General features: G+C 68.4%; 10 protein-coding genes and 3 pseudogenes. 4 read left to right on the top strand and 9 right to left on the bottom strand.

Translation table 11 applies throughout. From position 1 onward, the window contains the following. Positions 1 to 329: 329 nt before the first annotated feature. From LMU33_RS04405 to LMU33_RS04380, 6 genes and pseudogenes are all read right to left on the bottom strand, one after another. Entirely contained in the window at positions 330 to 1364 is a 1035-nt protein-coding gene (locus LMU33_RS04405; protein WP_228617640.1) for an IS110 family RNA-guided transposase, read from the bottom strand. A gap of 1113 nt (positions 1365 to 2477) precedes the next feature. Then, a complete protein-coding gene (locus tag LMU33_RS04400) occupies positions 2478 to 4916 on the bottom strand; it encodes an ATP-binding SpoIIE family protein phosphatase (protein WP_228617505.1) in 2439 nt (812 codons plus the stop codon). Between the two features lie 67 nt (positions 4917 to 4983). After that, positions 4984 to 7446 carry a SpoIIE family protein phosphatase gene (locus LMU33_RS04395; protein WP_228617503.1) on the bottom strand — a complete coding sequence of 821 codons (2463 nt, stop codon included), beginning with the start codon at positions 7444 to 7446 and terminating at the stop codon, positions 4984 to 4986. A gap of 402 nt (positions 7447 to 7848) precedes the next feature. Then, complete coding sequence (locus LMU33_RS04390; RefSeq protein WP_228617502.1) at positions 7849 to 9039, bottom strand: PP2C family protein-serine/threonine phosphatase; 1191 nt, start codon at positions 9037 to 9039, stop codon at positions 7849 to 7851. Positions 9040 to 9402: 363 nt separating this feature from the next. After that, a pseudogene (locus LMU33_RS04385) lies at positions 9403 to 10029 on the bottom strand (NAD(P)/FAD-dependent oxidoreductase); the annotation flags it as partial. Continuing rightward, a pseudogene (locus LMU33_RS04380) lies at positions 10019 to 10228 on the bottom strand (ferredoxin). The pseudogenes LMU33_RS04380 and LMU33_RS04385, both read right to left, overlap by 11 nt. 372 nt (positions 10229 to 10600) lie before the next feature. On the opposite strand from LMU33_RS04380, the gene LMU33_RS04375 reads away from it, so the two are divergent. From LMU33_RS04375 to LMU33_RS04360, 4 genes are all read left to right on the top strand, one after another. Beyond that, entirely contained in the window at positions 10601 to 11083 is a 483-nt protein-coding gene (locus LMU33_RS04375; RefSeq protein ID WP_228617500.1) for a hypothetical protein, read from the top strand. Positions 11084 to 11462: 379 nt separating this feature from the next. Continuing rightward, on the top strand, positions 11463 to 11852 hold the full coding sequence (locus LMU33_RS04370) for an SsgA family sporulation/cell division regulator (RefSeq protein ID WP_228617498.1): 390 nt from the start codon (positions 11463 to 11465) through the stop codon (positions 11850 to 11852). Between the two features lie 40 nt (positions 11853 to 11892). Beyond that, positions 11893 to 12222 carry an NIPSNAP family protein gene (locus tag LMU33_RS04365; RefSeq protein ID WP_228617496.1) on the top strand — a complete coding sequence of 110 codons (330 nt, stop codon included), beginning with the start codon at positions 11893 to 11895 and terminating at the stop codon, positions 12220 to 12222. Positions 12223 to 12651: 429 nt separating this feature from the next. Then, positions 12652 to 13077, top strand: a complete 426-nt coding sequence (locus tag LMU33_RS04360) for an SsgA family sporulation/cell division regulator (protein WP_228617495.1) — start codon at positions 12652 to 12654, stop codon at positions 13075 to 13077. 791 nt (positions 13078 to 13868) lie between these two features. Here the strand turns inward: LMU33_RS04360 and LMU33_RS04355 are convergent. From LMU33_RS04355 to LMU33_RS04345, 3 genes and pseudogenes are all read right to left on the bottom strand, one after another. Then, positions 13869 to 14411 carry a TetR/AcrR family transcriptional regulator gene (locus LMU33_RS04355; protein ID WP_228617493.1) on the bottom strand — a complete coding sequence of 181 codons (543 nt, stop codon included), beginning with the start codon at positions 14409 to 14411 and terminating at the stop codon, positions 13869 to 13871. Positions 14412 to 14585: 174 nt separating this feature from the next. Continuing rightward, positions 14586 to 16095: pseudogene (locus LMU33_RS04350) on the bottom strand (MFS transporter). 401 nt (positions 16096 to 16496) lie between these two features. Next, positions 16497 to 17198 carry a TetR/AcrR family transcriptional regulator gene (locus LMU33_RS04345; RefSeq protein ID WP_228617492.1) on the bottom strand — a complete coding sequence of 234 codons (702 nt, stop codon included), beginning with the start codon at positions 17196 to 17198 and terminating at the stop codon, positions 16497 to 16499. Between the last annotated feature and the right edge of the window lie 185 nt (positions 17199 to 17383).

The raw sequence follows: 17383 nt of genomic DNA, 5'->3' as shown, positions 1-17383 counted from the left end.
CGCGGTAGGTGCGCGGTCGTGGTAGCGGCAGGGGCGTAGGCCGGGGAAGGTGACGGTAGCTCCGGCCCCCCACGATGCCGTCGATCACAGCACGGGAGACACCCATTCTTCTGCAGCCTCCGCCCTCGTGACGTGGCCGCCGGCGATGGACTGGAGTACCCACACAAGAACACGGACCGCATGAAGCGCCAACCGCATCGTGCGCGCCGGCGCAGCCGATCTCAGACGAAGCCGCACCGGAGCGCTCCGATGCACTTCGTCGTCTCACGGCCTGGCCAAAGGCCCGTCAGGACGGACTTGGGCGGGGCCTCGCCGTATCACTGACGCCCCTATGACAGGGGGACGCTGGATACCGTCCCGACCAGGTTGAAGACCTCTCGGGCGGCATATCGCTTGAGGCATCGGATGATCTCGCGTCGGGTCTTGCCCTCCTGGGTGCGGCGTTCGTAGTACGCCTGGGTGCGCGGGTCGTGGCGCAGCCGGGTGAACACGATGCGGTGCAGGGCCGCGTTCGCCTGCCGGTCGCCGCCGTAGTTGAGCCGTCGCGTGCGCCGCCGGCCCGACGAATACTCGACGGGGCTGACCCCGCAAAGGGCAGCAAAGGAGGCCTCGGTGCTCAGCCGCTCGGGGTTGTCTCCCATGGTGATCAGCAGGGTGACGGCGCTGTCCGGGCCGATGCCCACCGGTACGAGCAGCTGTGGGGCGTGGCGTTCGACGAGCCGGGTCAGTCGCTGGTTCAGCTCATCGATCTGCCCGGTGAGCTGCTCAATGCGCTCGGCGAGCATGCGCAACGTCAGGTTGGTGGCCTGGGTCACCGCGTCCTCGTCTCCGCCACCGCCGGGTAGGCCGAGGCGTGCGCAGGTGCGGAACAGCTCGCGGTTGCCCAGGCTGGACAGTCGTTCCCGAAGGGCGGGATCGGCGATGACCAGAACGGCTTTGAGCTGGTTGATCGCCTGGGTGCGGGCCTTGACCGCGGAGTCCTTTGCGAGCTTGAGCATCCGGGCGCTGTGCACCGGACCGTCGCCGGACTTGGCCCGGGCCCGGGCGCGGCCACTGAGCACGGCCCGTGCGGCGGCCTGCGCGTCGAGCGGATCCGACTTCCCCAGCAGCCGGCGGGCCGAGCGGTCGGGGCGGTTCACTTCGTACACCTCGACCTGCTGGGCCAGCAGGTAGCGGGACAGGCCCGCGCCGAAAGTGCCGGTGCCCTCTACACCGGCCCGGCGGACCGTCCCCCGCTTGCGGGCCCACATGAGCAGCCGCCGGTAGCCGGCCACCGTCGCCGGAAAGGACTCGGTGCCCAGGATCTTGCCCAGCGGGGACACCACGGCGGCGACGTGCACTTCACCGTGCGTGTCCACGCCCAGTACTGGAGTATGTGCTGCGCTGTCTGGTCGTCACGGTGGTCCGCCTCCCGCGTGTGACGTACTGGGTGAGTGGCACCGGCCCGCTCGGGCGGTCTGAACCGTGATGGCGCCTGGAAGTCGGCAAGGCCCCTATAGGGACACGCCCCGTGGCTCGGTGACAGCAGAAACCATCCCGCAACGACAGTCGACACGTCCGTGACTGGACACTTCGGTCACATATCTCAAGAGTCAGACCCCGTCCGGAACGGCATCGCGCAACCGTCCCATCGACCCCGGCACGACGGCGTGACCCGATCACTGCCGGATGGCTTCGAACGAACCGGCGCTCAACCTGCCTGGGACCGGCCGACAATGAGTCGACTCTTCGTCCACTCGCGACCGGCATTGACGGACAGCCTTGTGGCCCGCCTTACCAGCTGTCCTTCGTCGACCATGGCACGAACGGCCCGAGGAACGCCGAGAGGGCTGGCCCCGCACGGCACGGCGAATGATGCTTCGCTCCGCAGGCGTTCCAGGTTGTCCCCATCGTGATCGGCAAAGCCACAACCGTGTCCGGACCGACGCCCACCACGGTGAGCAGCTGCGGTGCGTGGCGTACCACGCGCAGGGCCAGGCGGTCCTTCAAGTCGTGGATCGGCTCGTGAGCTGTCCGATTCGCTGAGTCAGCAGAAGCAGTGTGATGCGGGTGGCCTGCAGAACCGCGTCTTCACCGCCTCCGCCGTTCTTGCCGTCGTCGGCGAGCCCTGCGCAGACACGAAAGCCTGCGGGTGTGGCCCCGCCACGGGACAGCACCCGCCAAGTCTCCCCACTCCGACGGCATCTCGACCCGAGACCGCAGGCTTTGCTCAGTCCCACCTCCGGAGTAGTTCCGGCGGCGTCTGCCGGAGTCGCCTGAACGAGTTGCACAGCCTGGCCCAGGTGATCGCGGTACTGCCGTTGCACACGGCCTGGTCGGGGATGACGTCGTACGACGTGGGCAAGCCGCGCCCGCGCATGGGCCCGTGCCGCACCTTCCTGCATCCCAGCTCGCCTCCCGCGCCCGGACGGCCGCGTGACAGACATGCCGGAGCCGCCTACGCGGCTGCAACGGAGTGAGATGGCCACAGCACGTGATCAGTGGGCCCGCGCGAGGGGCTGTTCGGACCAGATGGTCTTGTGGTTCTGGCCGTGGCGGCAGCCCCAGCGCTCGGCGAGTTGGGCAACGAGGAACAGGCCGCGTCCACCCTCGTCGGTGGTGCGAGCGCGGCGCAGACGGGGTTGGGCGGTGTTGGAGTCGGTGACCTCGCAGACCAGAACGTTGTGCCGGATCAGTCGCAGCTCCGCCGGCGGACGACCGTAGCGGATGGCATTGGTGACCAGTTCACTGACGATGAGCTCGGTGGGGAAGAGGAGATCGTCCAACCCCCATGCGGTGAGTTGGCGGGTCGCCCATTCCCGGGCGTCCGAGACAGCAGCCGGATCGGCCGGTATCTGCCAGTGGGCGGTGTCCTTGGCCGGTACGGCGCGGGTGCGTGCCAGCAGCAGGGTCGCGTCGTCACGCGGTGCTTCGTCCACCAGATTGCCGAGGAGGGTCCTGCCGGTCTCCTCCAGCGCGCGGTCCGGGCGGCAGGAGGTGGCGAGGGCATCGGTCAGCCGCTGGAGCCCGTCGCAGACGTCGTGTGTGGCTTGCTGGACCAGGCCATCGGTGTAAAGCGCGAGGACGCTGCCCGGCTCGACGTCGATCGTGGTGGTCTCGTACGGCATGCCGCAGACGGCGAGGGGTGGCCCCGGCAGAATGTCGACGGCTTCGGCACGCCCGTCGGGCCGTACGAGCACGGGCGGCGGGTGCCCGGCACTGGCCATGGCGCAGCGTCGGGTGACCGGGTCGTAGACCGCGTACAGACAGGTGGCGCCCATGACGTCATGGTCGCCAGGAGGTGCTTCCGCCGCGAGGCGCTGGACCAGGTCAGCGAGACGCGTGAGCAACTCGTCCGGCTCCAGTTCGAGGTCGGCGAGGGTCTGGATGGCAGCGCGCAGACGGCCCATGGTGGCACTGGCGGGTATGCCGCGGCCGATCACGTCTCCGGCGACCAGGGCCAGCCGGAGAGCGGGCAGGGGTATGGCGTCGTACCAGTCGCCGCTGGTGCCGCCCCCACGGTCTGTGGGCAGGTAAACGCCGGCGGTCTCGGCTGCCGGAGTGTCGGTCGTGGCCGGGGGAAGGAGTCTTTGCTGCAGGGCCATGGCCGCTCTGTGCTCGCGCGTGTAGCGGCGGGCGTTGTCGATGGCGAGTGCTCCCCGTGAGGCGATCTGCCTCATGAGATCCACCTCGTCCTCGGTGAACGGTTCGGACGGACCGGTGCGCCAGACCACGATCGCGCCGAGGATGAGGCTGCGGGCGTGCAGCGGTGCCACCATCACCGCCTGGATGTCGTGCGGGAGGAACTGCTCGGCCGGATGTGGGCCGCCGATCAGGGCGATGTAGTCGTCCCGGTCGTAGACGACCGTCTCGCCGTGCTGGAAGCGGCGCAGGAGGGGGTGGTCGGACAGGGATGGGACGAGGTTGCCGCGCTGGATGCCGGGCGGCCAGTCCGCGGTGGCCGGCGCCAGGGCAGCGATGCGCAGATGCGGATCTCCGCCCCCCAGCCGCTCTGCGGGTTCGCCACCGTCGAAGACGGCGTCCGCAAGGTCGACTGCTGCGAGATCACCGAAGGGGGGTACGAGGGCGTCCGCGAGATCCTGGGCGGTCCGCACGGCGTCCAGGGAGCCCCCCACCCGCTCGGCGACCGCGTGGGCAAGATCCAGCTGTCGGCGGGCACGCAGTTGGTCGGTGTCGTCTATGTACAGGGCTGCGACTCCTGCGGGGCGTCCTCGCGCGTCCTCCAGTCGGAAGGCGGACAGCGACAGCGCGTGTCGCCGCGCCGGATGGTGTCGCCAGCTCACTCGCTGGTGCCTGTGGATCACCGGGACGCCCGTCTCGAGCACCTGCCGCAGTACCACTTCGATGGTCTCGGCGTCCTCGGCGCACAGCACGTCGCTCAGTCGGGCGCCGGGCTGTATGGGACGGCCGTCGGGAGTGTCCGGCACGGCGTTCGTCTGCACGGTGGTGAGATCCGTGTCGTGCAGGGCGATCGTGATCCGGTTCTGCGCGGACAGTGCGCGCAGGAGGGCTGCGCCGTGCCGATGGTCGGCGACGTGAGGAGTGGGGGCTGCGAGCACGAGGAAGTCCGCCGAGCCGCTCACCCGTGTGGTCCGGTATGTGACGTCGATCGTGTTGCCGCACTGGTGACGCAGTCGTACCCGGCCGGTCGCCGGCACGTGTGCGGCCCTGCGCAGGTCGTGCGGGAGGTCGGCCACGAGCTCCCGCACGGGGCGGCCGTGGACCTCGTCGGCGCAGAACCCGGTCAGGTCCTGTGCTGTGCCGGTCCACCCCACCACCGTGCCCCGATCGTCGAGCACGGCCGCGGCCAGACCGTCGAAGGCGGGCGGCCGGCCGCCGGGGCCGGCGCCGAAGAGGCTCGTCGCACCTCGAAAGGCGCCTGCCGGGTCGGCGATTTCAACATCCGATGGGTCCATGTCTCTGGCTTTCATTACGAGGTTCCACGACTACGGCAGATGGGGATCCTGTGGCGGCTGTCGGCGCTCAGCGGCCACCTGTTGGGGATGGCAGGTCCTGTTCGGCCCAGACGACCTTGCCGTCTGTTACCGAGCGGGAACCGCACCTGCGCGACAGCCGACCGACCAGGTAAAGGCCGCGGCCGTGCTCGTCGAGATTGCCGGGATGGCGGGAGCGTGGCTGACCGGTGTTGGTGTCGGAGACTTCGCAGGTAAGCACCCGGTGCTGGATGAGCCGTAGGCGGATCGGGCCGTCGCCGTGGCGGATCGCATTGGTGACCAGTTCACTGACGAGCGACTCCACGGCCGTCACCAGCGGCTCCAGACCCCATTCACGGAGTTGACGGGCGGCCAGACGCCGGGCCGTCGGGACGGTGACGAGTTCGTTCGGCAGATCCCAGGACGCGACTTGGGCGGGTGGCAGGGCACGCGTCCGCGCAAGGAGCAGGGTGACGTCGTCGGCCGGTGCCTGCGCCGACAAGGTCTCCATCGCCCGCGAGCACAGGTCCTCCAGGGCGGCACCGGGCAGCGCCAGGGCGGAGCCCAGACGCCGCAGGCCGACGTCGATGTCCTCGCCGCGGGACTCCACCAGGCCGTCGGAGTAGAGGGCGAGCACGCTTCCTTCGGGCAGTTCCAGTTCCACTGACTCGAAAGGCACCAGGCCGAGACCGAGGCCCAGCGGGGCTCCGGCCGGCAGGTCGGGGACGGTGACCCCGCCCTGTGCGTCGACGACCAGGGGCGGCGGATGCCCGGCCCGCGCCATCGTGCACCGTCGGGAGACCGGGTCGTAGACGGCGTACAGACAGGTGGCACCGACCACCGCGGGAACCCGGTCGGTGTCGTCGGCGTCCTCGTCGTTCAGTCGCCGGACCGTGTCGTCGAGGCGCGCCAGCAGTTCGTCCGGGGGCAGGTCGAGGTCCGCAAGCGTGCGCACGGCGGTGCGCAACCTGCCCATGGTCGCCGCGGCATTGATGCCGTGTCCCACCACATCGCCGACGACCAGGGCCACCCGTGCGCCGGACAGCTCGACCACATCGAACCAGTCACCCCCCACACCGTGGTCCATGTCGGCGGGCACATAGCGCGAGGCGACCTCGACGGCAGCACCGCCCTGCACCCGGTGAGGGAGCAGGTCGCGTTGCAGCGTGAGAGCGGCGGTGCGCTCGCGCGCGTACTGGAGCGCGTTGTCCAAACAGAGCGCGGCCCGGGTGACCAGTTCCTCGGCGAGGAGCAGGTCGTCCTCCTGGAACGGCGCCTGTTCCGTGGAACGGCCGAACAGCGCCAGTCCCAGCACGCAGCGCCGGGCACGGATGGGTACGACCATCAAGGAGTGGACGCCGCTGTCGCGTACCTTCTGCGCCCGCACCGCGTCATGGTCGACCCAGGGGCCGGAATGGGTGTCCAGCATCGGCTCCAGGTACGACCGTCCCGTGCGCATGGCGGCGAAGAACGGCGAGTCCGGGTGGGGGTGGACCACTTCTTCACGCACCCACGGCAACTCGAGGAGACCCAGGTCGACGGAGGCCAGACCGGCACGGCGCAGCAGCGGCGGTCGGCCACCCGTCGTGCCGGTCCGTGCCGGCGGCTCGACGCCGAACGGAACGAACTCCACGAGATCGACCAGGGCGTGGTCGGCCAGCAGGGGCACGGTGAGCTCTGCCAGTTCCTGGGCGGTCTGCATCACGTCGAGGGTGCTGCCGATGTGCGTGCTGGCCTCGCTGAGGATGGCGAGGCGCTCGCGCGCCCGCTTGTTTCCGGTGACGTCCACGGTCATGGAGCACACGCCCAACGGGGTGCCGTCCGCGCCCTGGAGACAGAAGAAGGAGGCGGAGAACGCATGCTCCCGGGGCCGGTCCGCAGGCGGCCACGCACGGTACTCGTGCACCGTCGTCGTGCCGCTCTCCAGCACCTGTCGCATCACGACCTTGAGCGCTTCGGCCTCGACGGCGGGCAGTGAGTCTTTCAGACCGCGTCCGAAGCGTCGGTGACGAGGCACGCCGTCGTGCCGCTCCATGGCGTCGTTCACCCAGACACAGCGCAGCTGCGCGTCATAAACGACGATGCCGATCGGGGCTCGGGCAAGGAGCGACTCCCGCACCGGTCCCCCGGTCGCCCCCGACGACAGGGAACCTATGTCCGTCACGGACGCCAGCCACCGGGTGCCGGCGTCCTGCCCCCGTAGCAGCGAGACCCGCAGCGTCATCCTGAGCGTGTGGCCGTCGCGGTGGCGTATCGCGACGGTGCCGGACCAGCCGCCCCGCTCACGGCACTGCTCGGAGAACGCCGAAGCCCGCCGTGCGTCCTCGGGAGGCGGCAGCACGTGTACGGCGGACCGGCCCACGACCTCCCCGGCCGTATAGCCGACGAGCTGCTGGGCGGCGTGCGTCCACCCCACGACGATGCCCTCGGCATCGATCATCGCTATCGCGGCGTCGGGCACCTCAGGAAGGCTCACCGGCTCGGCGAAGGGGGTGTGGTCGATGTACGTCATCGCAGTTCATCCCATCGGTGCGGAGGTGAAGAGGGCGTCGGCTAGTGCTGCGGCCCTGTGTGCAGCGGTGATGAACGGCGTTGTCCGGTCGAGCGGCACACGTGGGGCGTGGTCTGGGTACGACATTCCGCCCATTTATGATGAAATAGTCAGATGTAATCCTTTCATCGTCAAGCCCCCTGACTAAACGATCAAATGCTGTCGGGGACATGTCGTCCCCCGCTGCGCGCCGGACGGAGGCGTCAGGCAGGCCGATGCCAGTCATGCTGGAATCGCTTCGAACGCCGTCGCTCCGAGACCTGGCGGGCACTTGAGTGCGCGGACGTGGGTCTCGGCTCCTTCTCCAACCCCGGGCAACCGGCGAAACTCGCTCGTCGGGGTGGGGGAATGCGCGGAACGTGTTCAGCCGGCCAGACCGTGACGGCCAGCTGGCTGTGGACGAGTGCGAGCGTCGGCATGGGACGCGACGAGCGGCCGGTGCAGATGGTGTGACGGGGTGCGTTCGATGATCAGGAAAGCGGCGTCGTCGGTGAGCTGCTCGCCGGTGTGCGCGAGCAGGTCGCGGTGAATGTGGTGCAGCAAGGCGTCGGGGCTTGAGGCGGGGAAGGAGGCGACGCGTTCGGCGAGCGGGTAGAAGGCTCCGGTCGGTGAGCGGGCTTCGATCACGCCGTCGGTGTAGAGCAGCAGCATGTCGCCCGGTTCCAATGCGAACCAGTCGGTCCGGTCGTTGAGTACGCACAGAGCACGCAGGCCCAATGGGGGTGCGGGACGGCGGGAGTTCAGGGCAGATACCTGGTCACCGCGGATCAGCAGGGGCGGCGGATGGCCGCAATTGAGCATCTCAGCCTGTGGGCCCTGATCGGGGATGTCGATCATGATGGCGGTGATGAAGTGCTCGCCGGCATCGTGCGCGGTGTCGGCGACCTCCTCCAGGTTCCGGCAGATGCTCTCTTCGACGGCGGTGGCGAGCTCGGGCAAGGAGGGGTACCGGTGCGCGCCCTCACGGAACGCACTCATCGCCACCGATGCTTCGCCGACGGAGGCAAGACCATGGCCTCGTACGTCGCCGATGAGTACCCGGGTGCAGGGGTGATCGGCGCGGGCGACCGCCAACAGGTCGCCCCCGATCCGGGCCTCGTCCTCGGCGGCCAGATACAGCCAGGCCACCTGCAACGGCCCGATCCGGCGAGGTGGAGGCCGCAGCAGAACCCGCTGCGCCGTCTCAGCCACCGACCGCAACCGGCTCAGCTCCCGGGCATGCCGCTCCCGCACATAACAGACGAAGACCACCAGAGCTGACAGCACAGCCAGGGCGATCAGCTGCGCCACGTGGTTGGTCGTGGTCAGCCCGCCGTGGAAAATCGCGATGATCACCAAGGCGACCTCCGCCAGAGCCCCGACCAGAGCGGTAAGCCGCGGACCGGCGAAGGCGGCGGTCAACGTCGGCGCGATGACCAGCAGCGGGCCCAGATGAACACTGGTCCCGATACCGATGTCCACCGCAGCGATGGCCACGATCAGCGCCAGCGCCGTCACCAACAGACCGCGCCGCTGTTCCGGGAGCCGGTCCCGCCAGACACCCCGCAGACGCATATGTTCTTTCTACTCCTTTTTCGCGCGCAGGCCCCCAGGACATCGCACTCGCTGTTGCGACGCTGCTCCGCATACACCTCGCGGCCTGCTGCCACCGCTGACCGAGCTTGGGACCTGGCGTGCGGGAAAATCGACCCGCCAGCGCGGGAAACGATCTCTTCCAGCCTCGCGTAAGGCATGACCAGCGCATTTCGTCGGTGCTCCACCACTTCACGGGCAAGCCGAACGTGCGCCCGTATGGCCGGATCGCACCCGGAGATCATGGGGCTCTGCCGCCGCTACTGGAGCTGTGACTCACCCGGCCCGAAGCGGACAACAGGCAAGCCTCGGACAGCATGGCCGAGATGCTCCTGCACATGCTCGGCCTGTCCTGAGGCCCGCGGCGCGCTGCTGCATGACGGCGGCGAGCTTGGACAGGGTGCCGCCGAGCGCGCCCACCAGGGGTGCGGGACCGCGTTCGGCGACGGTCACCTCAAGTCCCAGTTCCCGGCAGGCGGAGGCGATCTCCGAGCCGGTGAAGCCGGCGCCGATCACCAGTACCCGTTCCGGCCGGGCGGCCATCCGCTCGGCCAGGCCTTGCCCGTCCTCGCGCGTGCGCAGGGTGAACACCCCGTCCAGGGCGCCCTCCTCCGGGTTGGGCCAGGGCCGCGCCCGGGTGCCGGTGGCGATCAGCAGCCGGTCGTACGGCAGCGACTCGCCGTCGGCCAGCAGCACCTGTTTGGCCAGCAGGTCCACACCGGTGGCGCGCACGCCCAGCCGCCACTCGGCCTCGGGGTCCCGGCGCATCGGCAGCTCGAGGGTGTCCGCCGTCGCCTGGCCCAGCAGCACCTGCTTGGACAGCGGCGGCCGGTCGTAGGGCGCATGGGGCTCGTCCCCCACCACCGTCAGTGAACCCGTGAATCCTTCCTCGCGCAGCGCCTCGGCTGCTCTCAGCCCGGCCAGCGAGGCGCCGACGATGACGATGCGGCCGTCTTTCAGGTCACCGGGCACCAGTGCTCACCTCTTCCCCCAGGAGGATCGCCTGCACCGGACACGCGGCCGCGGCCTGGCGCACACGCTCCACCTGATCGTCGGGCACGGCCGTGGCCTACAGCAGCCCCTCCTCGCCGTGCAGCTGGAACACCTCCGGCGCGAGGAACACGCACTGTGCATAGCCCTGGCAGCGTGTGAGGTCGACAACGGTCCGCATCTCCACCACTTCTTCCTCCGTTGTCACACCCCCCTCCTCTCCAGCATGGGGCCAGAGCTGAGGCCCTGCATGCCTTGTGATCGAGAGCTGGTATTCGGGCCGGCAGGGTGAGGGGGAAGGAGATGAACTCCCGGCAACGACGCTCCAGTTACTGAGAAGCGTTCGGGTGCGTCTCCTTCGACCAGGTGGTCCGGGTGACCCGAGTCACTGTCACTGTCCACCCATTTCCATACGTCGTATGGTTATCCTGGCAGGGCAATTCCATACGACGTATGGAACTGCTTGACGGACAACGCCACACAACGCCAGGCGCCTCACATCGCCTGCAAAAGCAGCCGTTGGTGCAGATCGCACCAACCGGAAGGAAAGATCATGAAAAAGCTCACGAAGCGGATTGCTGTCGCCGTTTCCTCCGTGGCGGTCGCGGGTGTCGCCGTTGTCGGTGCCGGGGGCACCGCTTCGGCCGCGACTCCCGCCTCCGTACACGTCCAGCGGTCGGCCGAGGTCAACCCCGCCGACTACCGCTGGGACCACGGCGTGGGCTACCTGATTGAGCAGGGCTACTGCTGGGACGGAAAGCGTGGCTGGCACCACGACGACCATGTCGCCGGCTCCCTCTGGCACAGCCGCGACGGTCGCTGCTACCGCTGGGACGATGAGGGGCGCGGGTGGAAGTCCGACAGGTCCTACCGGCACGACTGGAACCGCTACGAGAGCGACGGCCGGGGCTGGGACCACCACGACTGGAACCGCGGTGACCGGGACTACTTCGGCTGGGACCACTACGACCGGAACCACGGTGGCTGGGACTCCTACGGATGGGACCACTACGGCCGGAACCACGGTGACCGGTAGGACGGGTCCCGCCTGTGCCCCTGAGCGGAGGCTGTACCTCTCACCTCAATGCCTGTCGGCGCGGGGATGCGACCGCTGGTCACGGATCAGCGGTCCCCTGACCGCCGCCCGGGCGGGCGATCGAGCGAGGGCCTGCATCCTGCTCCCCCTCTGAACCTGCCTGCGGCACCACCACACCACGTGCCACAGGCGCGCGTCGCTTCAACTGCCGCGACGCCACGACCCGCACGGTCCGCCGATGCTGTCCGGCGCCCGGGCCCTGCTGAACACCTCCTGATTCGATGCGTGCTTGTCGCCACGAGCGCCGGGGCGCAGCCGAGGCAAGGGGGGTGCCTTGGAGTGAATGCCCATGGAGTCTTCGAGGACCGTGGTTCGGGCGGTGACCGCGCAGCTCGTCGTCTCGCGCACCTACTCACAGCCCTTGTGCATGCGGCTGCGGTACGAGCCTGCAGATCCCTACGTCGTCCGTGCCGCCTTTTTCGTCCACAGCGACGAGCCGGTCGAATGGGTCCTGGGGCGTGACCTTCTGGCCGACGGCCTGAACGGTTGCGCAGGTGATGGGGAGGTCCGGATCTGGTCGGCCGCAGGGCGGGGTGACGAGTCGATCTACATCGCCCTCGGTTCTTCCGCAGGCACCGCCTTGCTCGAGGTCCCCGTGCAGGACATCTCGTCCTTCCTTCAGGACACCCAGGCTTTGGTGCCACGGGGTACCGAGTCCGGACTCATCGACTGGGATGCCGAACTGGCACACCTCCTCCCCCGAGGCTGACCGCCGACCATCCATGCTCAGAAGTAAAGGAACCAGTGTCATGTCGCAGTACCAGCTTCGCGTCTACACCCTGCGCAGCTCCGACGCGCTCTCCGCCTACGAGAAGATCTGGGCCCGGCACATTCCCGGTATGGCCAAGCACCGGATCACCACCCACGGCGTCTGGACGGTGCCCGCGGCGCCCGGAAGCGACACCCCCCGGCTGTACGCCCTCGTTTCCTACAGGGACGCCGACGACGTTCAGGAGCGCCTGGATGCGTACCTGTCGAGTCCTGAACTCCGCGCGGACATGGAGGGCTTCGACATCAGCCAGATCGTCGGCCTCGACGAGACCCTGCTGACGCCCACCGTGGACTCACCCTTGCGCTGACGGTCGGCCTGCGACGAGTGACGCGGCCAGAAGGGCCGGTATCCGGCGGCCCTGCGATGGTGGTTCCGGTGTCGTCGATGGCGACCCACCAGTGGTGGCCCTTGCTGGCATCGATACCGACCCATGAGCAGGGCACCTGTGTGGTCATATGTGTCTCCTCGGACTCGGGCAGCGTGCCGTTCCGGTCCAAGGACGGCTCTGCCCTGCGTGACCGGGCCCCGGCAACCGCGGCCGGCGTCGAGGTGGGGACCGTGACGAGTCGGTTCACTACCACCACAACCGGTTCAGCGTCGATCGCTGAGACAAAGGGCGCCCTTTGTCCGGCAACCACCGTTGGCCACGTCTCCGTCTGTGCAGCCTCTTTGAATCCGACGACAGCCCTTCCGATGGCCCTCCCCGGATGACTCAAAGCACCAGGAGTAAGACCCAATGAAGTCATTGAGAACTGTGATCCAGGGGATGCCTGTGAAGCTTGTCGGCGCTCATGCGACGTCCTTGCCCATGATCATGAATCTGCGGTACGAGCCGAGTGATCCCTATGTGGTCCATGCCGCATTCACCACCGATGTCGACAGCGACGAGCCGGCGGAATGGATCATCGGGCGCGATTTGCTGATCGACGGCCTGGAGGGCCCCGCCGGCGAGGGAGACGTTCGCATATGGCCCACCGGCGAGGAGGGCCGCCGCGACTTGTACATCCTTCTCAACCCGCCGTCCGGTACGGCCCTGCTCAAAGCCCCAGCGCAGGAATTCAAGGCGTTCCTGCAGGAAACGGAGGCAGTGGTGCCCCGGGGGGCCGAGCTCGGCCACAGCGACTTCGACCGCTTGCCGGCGCACTTCCTCGCCGAAGGGTGAGTCCTGTCAGGGTGCGACCCGAGGCAGGCACACTGACGTCTGCGCCTCGGTGTTCACCGCCATGGTGAGTGGATATCCGCAGTCGTGGCGTCGAGGGCGGCCGGGTCGATGCCGGCCTCAGTCAGGATGTTCGCCGCGACTCCGCGGCCGACCCGCCCCGGTGAGACCAGCCGTCACGCGGCAACCCGCTACCTGCGTCGCATCGCCCACCTTCCCGCGCTCTGTAGCTCGCCGCTCATCGGCAGGCACTACCGCAGGGACGCACCTGAAGGCATTTACGTCGTCGGGGTGCGCCCTGCAGCGGAAGTCCGGCCGCCGTTGGTCCGCTTCGCGCTCGTCCCGCAAGCCCGCTGGTGGACGACGGCCGAGTTGAGGTCAGCCGGAGTGCTGGCCGAGCCTGCTGAACTGCTCGACTCATGGACGGCTACTGGGACGGGCGGCTGCTCCGATGAAGAGATCTCGCCCGCCGGCCGCAGACCCGGACCGCGCGCGCCGGCAGGTCAGCGGAGGAACTGGTTCCAGGCGGTGCCGCCGAGGTCCGAGCGGGTCCGTGATCCGGAGCGAGCGACCCGAACGCTGGCGCCCAGCGTCCTGGTCACTGCCAGACGCTGCGGTTCCTGGAGCCCTACGAGACCGGGGCCATGTACATCGTCCAGGCGAGCAGAGCATCGGCAAACATGGTCGGCGAAGCCGCTGCGGAAGGAAGGCGTAACCGGCTGCGAAGAATTGAAGGCCGGAGACCTTGTCGGACGGATGGCCCGGCTTGCTTCGCTGCCGCAAGCCGCTACACCTTAGGACCAACCTCGCAAAGCGGCGTCCACGACGGCGTTCACGGTGTCGCGCCCCAGGTGGTTCCCGACGAAGAAACGCTCGAAGAACAGCGGCCCGGCGGTGGCCATGGCGAATGTCTCGGGGGTGATGTCGGGCCGGAGCTGGCCGCGCTCGACGGCTGTGGCAACCGCAGGACGCAGGGCGTCGGCGATCTGGTTCAGCAGTGACTCCCGGAGGCGGCGCATACCTTCGTCGTGCCGTGAGCCCCCTAGGACCGCGGCAAGGACGGCCCCCGATTGCTCGTCGTCCCAACGCTCGGCGAGCACGTTCAGACGGTAAATGAGCTCCGCTCGCGGATCGTTGCCCGAAGCGGCCCGAAGCTCCTCGGGTACCGGAGGGAGAGGGGGCATGCCGGCCTCCAGCGCGGCCAGGCGGAGGTCGAGAAGGCTCGGCCAGTGCCGGTAGACGGTTGCCCTGCCGACGCCGGCACGAGTCGCAACCGTTTGATGTGTCACGGCCTCCAGCCCACCTTCCGTGAGCAACGCGGTGGCCGCCGCGACCATGGCCTCACGACTACGCAATAGACGCGGATCTGTTCGATCTCCCACCTGGTACACCTTCCGCTGATAGAACCCGAGTCGCAGCCACTATGGGACATCCATTGAGCAGGGGAGGGGAACCGCAAAGACCCTGTTCACCCGCCTCGAAGGTGGGCCCTCAAAGCACTGCTTGTCCCGCTACATATGAACGGCGGGTGCGGCGCTCTCGTCGTGCTGCGGCACGCCACGGCGGTACAGCAGTACGGTCACCACCAGACCCAACACGAAGACGGCTGTCGACCACCAGTAGGCCGTGGAGTAGCCCTCGAGACCAGCCTGCGCCAGGACGCCGGGGTCCTTGGGGGGCACGGCCGGAGAGATAGTTCGTGGCGGCGTCGGAGGCCATCGTGCTGAGCAGGGCGACGCCGATGGAACCACCCACCTGCTGGACGGTGTTGACGGCGGCGGACGCGACTCCGGCATCGGCCGCGGCCATACCGGAGGTGGCCAGGCTCATCGCGGGCGCGATCACCGTGCCCAGCCCGATGCCGACGAGCACCAGCTGGGGCAGCACCTGCGTCATGTATCCGCTGCCCAGGTCCAGCGTGGTCATCCACATCAGGCCGGCGGCCGCGGTGGCCATCCCCGGCGGAACCACCGGCTTGGGACCTATGCGCCGCACCAGGACGTTGTTGGCCACCGCGGAGGCGGAAGAGGACGCCACGATCATGGGCAGGAAGGCGAAGCCCGTCTTCAGGGTGCTGTAGCCGAGGCTCTGCTGCAGGTAGTAGGTGAGGAACAGGAACACGCCGAACATGCCGGCGCCGGTGACGAAAAGGGCGGCGAAGGAAGCACCACGATTTCGGTCCAGGAGGACCCGCAAGGGCAGCAGCGGGTACGCCGCCCTGGTCTGCCACCACACGAAGACGGAAACCAGTACGGCGCCGGCCGCCGGCATGCCCCAGATCGCAATCGAACCCCAGCCGTGCGTCTCGGCGTTCGAGAACCCGTAGACCAGGCAGAACAGGCCGATGGAGACCAGTACAGTGCCGAGGACGTCGAGCTTGGAGGACGTGTCGCGCGGGATACGGTGCAGCAGCGCGGCACCACCGACGAACGCCACCCCCGCGAAGACCACGTTGACGTACATGGTCCAGCGCCAGTCCAGGTACTGGGTCAGCACTCCGCCGAGGATCAGGCCGATGGCTCCGCCGGCACCCGCGACCGATCCCGCGACGGTGAACGCCTTCGCCCGCTCACGCGGATCGGTGAAGGTGGTCATCAGGAGCGACAGTGCGGACGGGGCCAGCAGGGCGGCGAACAGGCCCTGGACGGCGCGCGCGATGACGAGCATGGCGAAACCGTTTGCCGCTCCTCCCACCATGGAGGCGGCTGCGAAGCCGGCCAGACCCACCAGGAAGGTCGCCTTCTGCCCGACCAGGTCCGCGACCCGGCCGCCGAGCAGCAGCAGACTGCCGAAGGCCAGCGCATAGGCGGTGACCACCCACTGCCTGTCGGCGTCCGAGAAGCCCAGGTCGTGCTGGGCGGACGGCAGGGCGATGTTCACGATGGTGCCGTCGAGGACACCCATCAGCATCGACAGGGAGATGACCAACAGGATCCACCAGCGACGCCGGTGCGACGGGTCGGGCACATTCTCAGCTGCGGTCTCGGCGCCGCAAGCACCGACGGTGGCGTTCTGGGACATGGGGGCAGCCCTCCGGATGGGGGATGGAGGAAGAGAGAAAAGAACGGATCGAGAGATCGGGTAGGTCTCATCCGGTACGGGGCGCCACTTCGCGCTCATGGGCGGGAGCACTCGGCGGCGTAGCCGCCTCGGTGAACGGATGACGCGGGTGATTCAGCTCGACGAGGCCGATGGTCTCCCCCTTCAGGACAGAGACCAGGAACAAGCCAACCCACTATGGTCATTTCACGGTTCAGCGTTGACATACGGCTGCCGTGTAGAGGCTGGATGTGGAGCCACCCCGCTGGGCGGTCTCACCCGGTGTGACGGGGTGGCTCCCCTGTGTCGCAGCCTGATATCGCCCGACTGCGGGCGCGCCTCAGGGGCCAGCGCCTGGGGCGCAGCGTCTGAGGCTGACTGGCTCAATGGCCGGCGTGCCGGCCGTCACGACCGGCGGTGAGCCGGCTTTCCAGGCCCGTGATCAGCGTGTCCATCACGAGGCGGAACATGTGGTCCTGGTCAGGGCCTTCAGGGGCCGCACCCGTAGAGCCAGGGTCTGCGTCCGCGGCCCCGTCTTCGTCGGCTTCAGGGCCGTGGGGCTTGAGGGTCGACCACTGGTGGAGTGCGCCGTTGAGTTCTGCGGTGAGGACACCGATGACGACGGCGACCACGAGTGCGGCGATCTTCGAGACCTCTGACTGCGGCACACCGGCAGCCGCCACGATGGCGGTGAGAGCGGTCCAGAACGGATCGTCGGGCTGGATGAAGTCCGGCTGGTGGCTGAACGAGTACGCCAGCAGCTTGGGGTGACGGTGCGCCAGGGCCCGGAAGTCCATGGCGAGCAGCCGGATCCGCTCCTGCCAGGGAGCGTCCTCCAGTGTCACGGTGCGGAACTGCGCTCCGACCATTCTCGTCACGCCGCGCAGCACGGCTTCCTTGTTCGGCACGTGGTGGTACAGCGACATCGGATTCGCGTCGAGCTCGGTGGCGAGTTTGCGCATGGTGAGCGCCTCGACACCGTCCGCGTCGATCAGCCGCAGGGCGGCGACGTAGATCCCGGCCTCGGTCAGAGGTACGTCTCTCTTCCTCGTTCCCCGCGGGGGACGTCTCACCTTCTTTTCCATACCTCGTACGGTACCAGTTCCGTACGGAGTATGAAAATGAGCTTCACCACAGCCCCACCTGGGCTCCCGGGGTTGCACTCCACTTTCCGTACCGCGTATGGTTCTAATTCCATACGGCGTATGTTTCCGTACGGCGCCACGGCATCGACCTGCGCAGCGCGCCCTTGCCCATCCCCCTCCACCCC

The organism is Streptomyces barringtoniae (genome assembly GCF_020819595.1).
Classification (GTDB): Bacteria; Actinomycetota; Actinomycetes; order Streptomycetales; family Streptomycetaceae; genus Streptomyces; species Streptomyces barringtoniae.
Note: the sequence above shows the minus strand (reverse complement) of the source record. Positions and strands in the feature narration are given on the sequence as shown.

What these genes read in the sequence shown, in the direction of transcription:
- LMU33_RS04400 (WP_228617505.1), bottom strand. Translation starts at nt 4,916, where the DNA reads ATGGACCCATCGGATGTTGAAATCGCCGACCCGGCAGGCGCCTTTCGA.
- LMU33_RS04395 (WP_228617503.1), bottom strand. Translation starts at nt 7,446, where the DNA reads ATGACGTACATCGACCACACCCCCTTCGCCGAGCCGGTGAGCCTTCCT.
- LMU33_RS04390 (WP_228617502.1), bottom strand. Translation starts at nt 9,039, where the DNA reads ATGCGTCTGCGGGGTGTCTGGCGGGACCGGCTCCCGGAACAGCGGCGC.
- LMU33_RS04375 (WP_228617500.1), top strand. Translation starts at nt 10,601, where the DNA reads ATGAAAAAGCTCACGAAGCGGATTGCTGTCGCCGTTTCCTCCGTGGCG.
- LMU33_RS04365 (WP_228617496.1), top strand. Translation starts at nt 11,893, where the DNA reads ATGTCGCAGTACCAGCTTCGCGTCTACACCCTGCGCAGCTCCGACGCG.
- LMU33_RS04360 (WP_228617495.1), top strand. Translation starts at nt 12,652, where the DNA reads ATGAAGTCATTGAGAACTGTGATCCAGGGGATGCCTGTGAAGCTTGTC.
- LMU33_RS04355 (WP_228617493.1), bottom strand. Translation starts at nt 14,411, where the DNA reads ATGGTCGCGGCGGCCACCGCGTTGCTCACGGAAGGTGGGCTGGAGGCC.
- LMU33_RS04345 (WP_228617492.1), bottom strand. Translation starts at nt 17,198, where the DNA reads ATGGAAAAGAAGGTGAGACGTCCCCCGCGGGGAACGAGGAAGAGAGAC.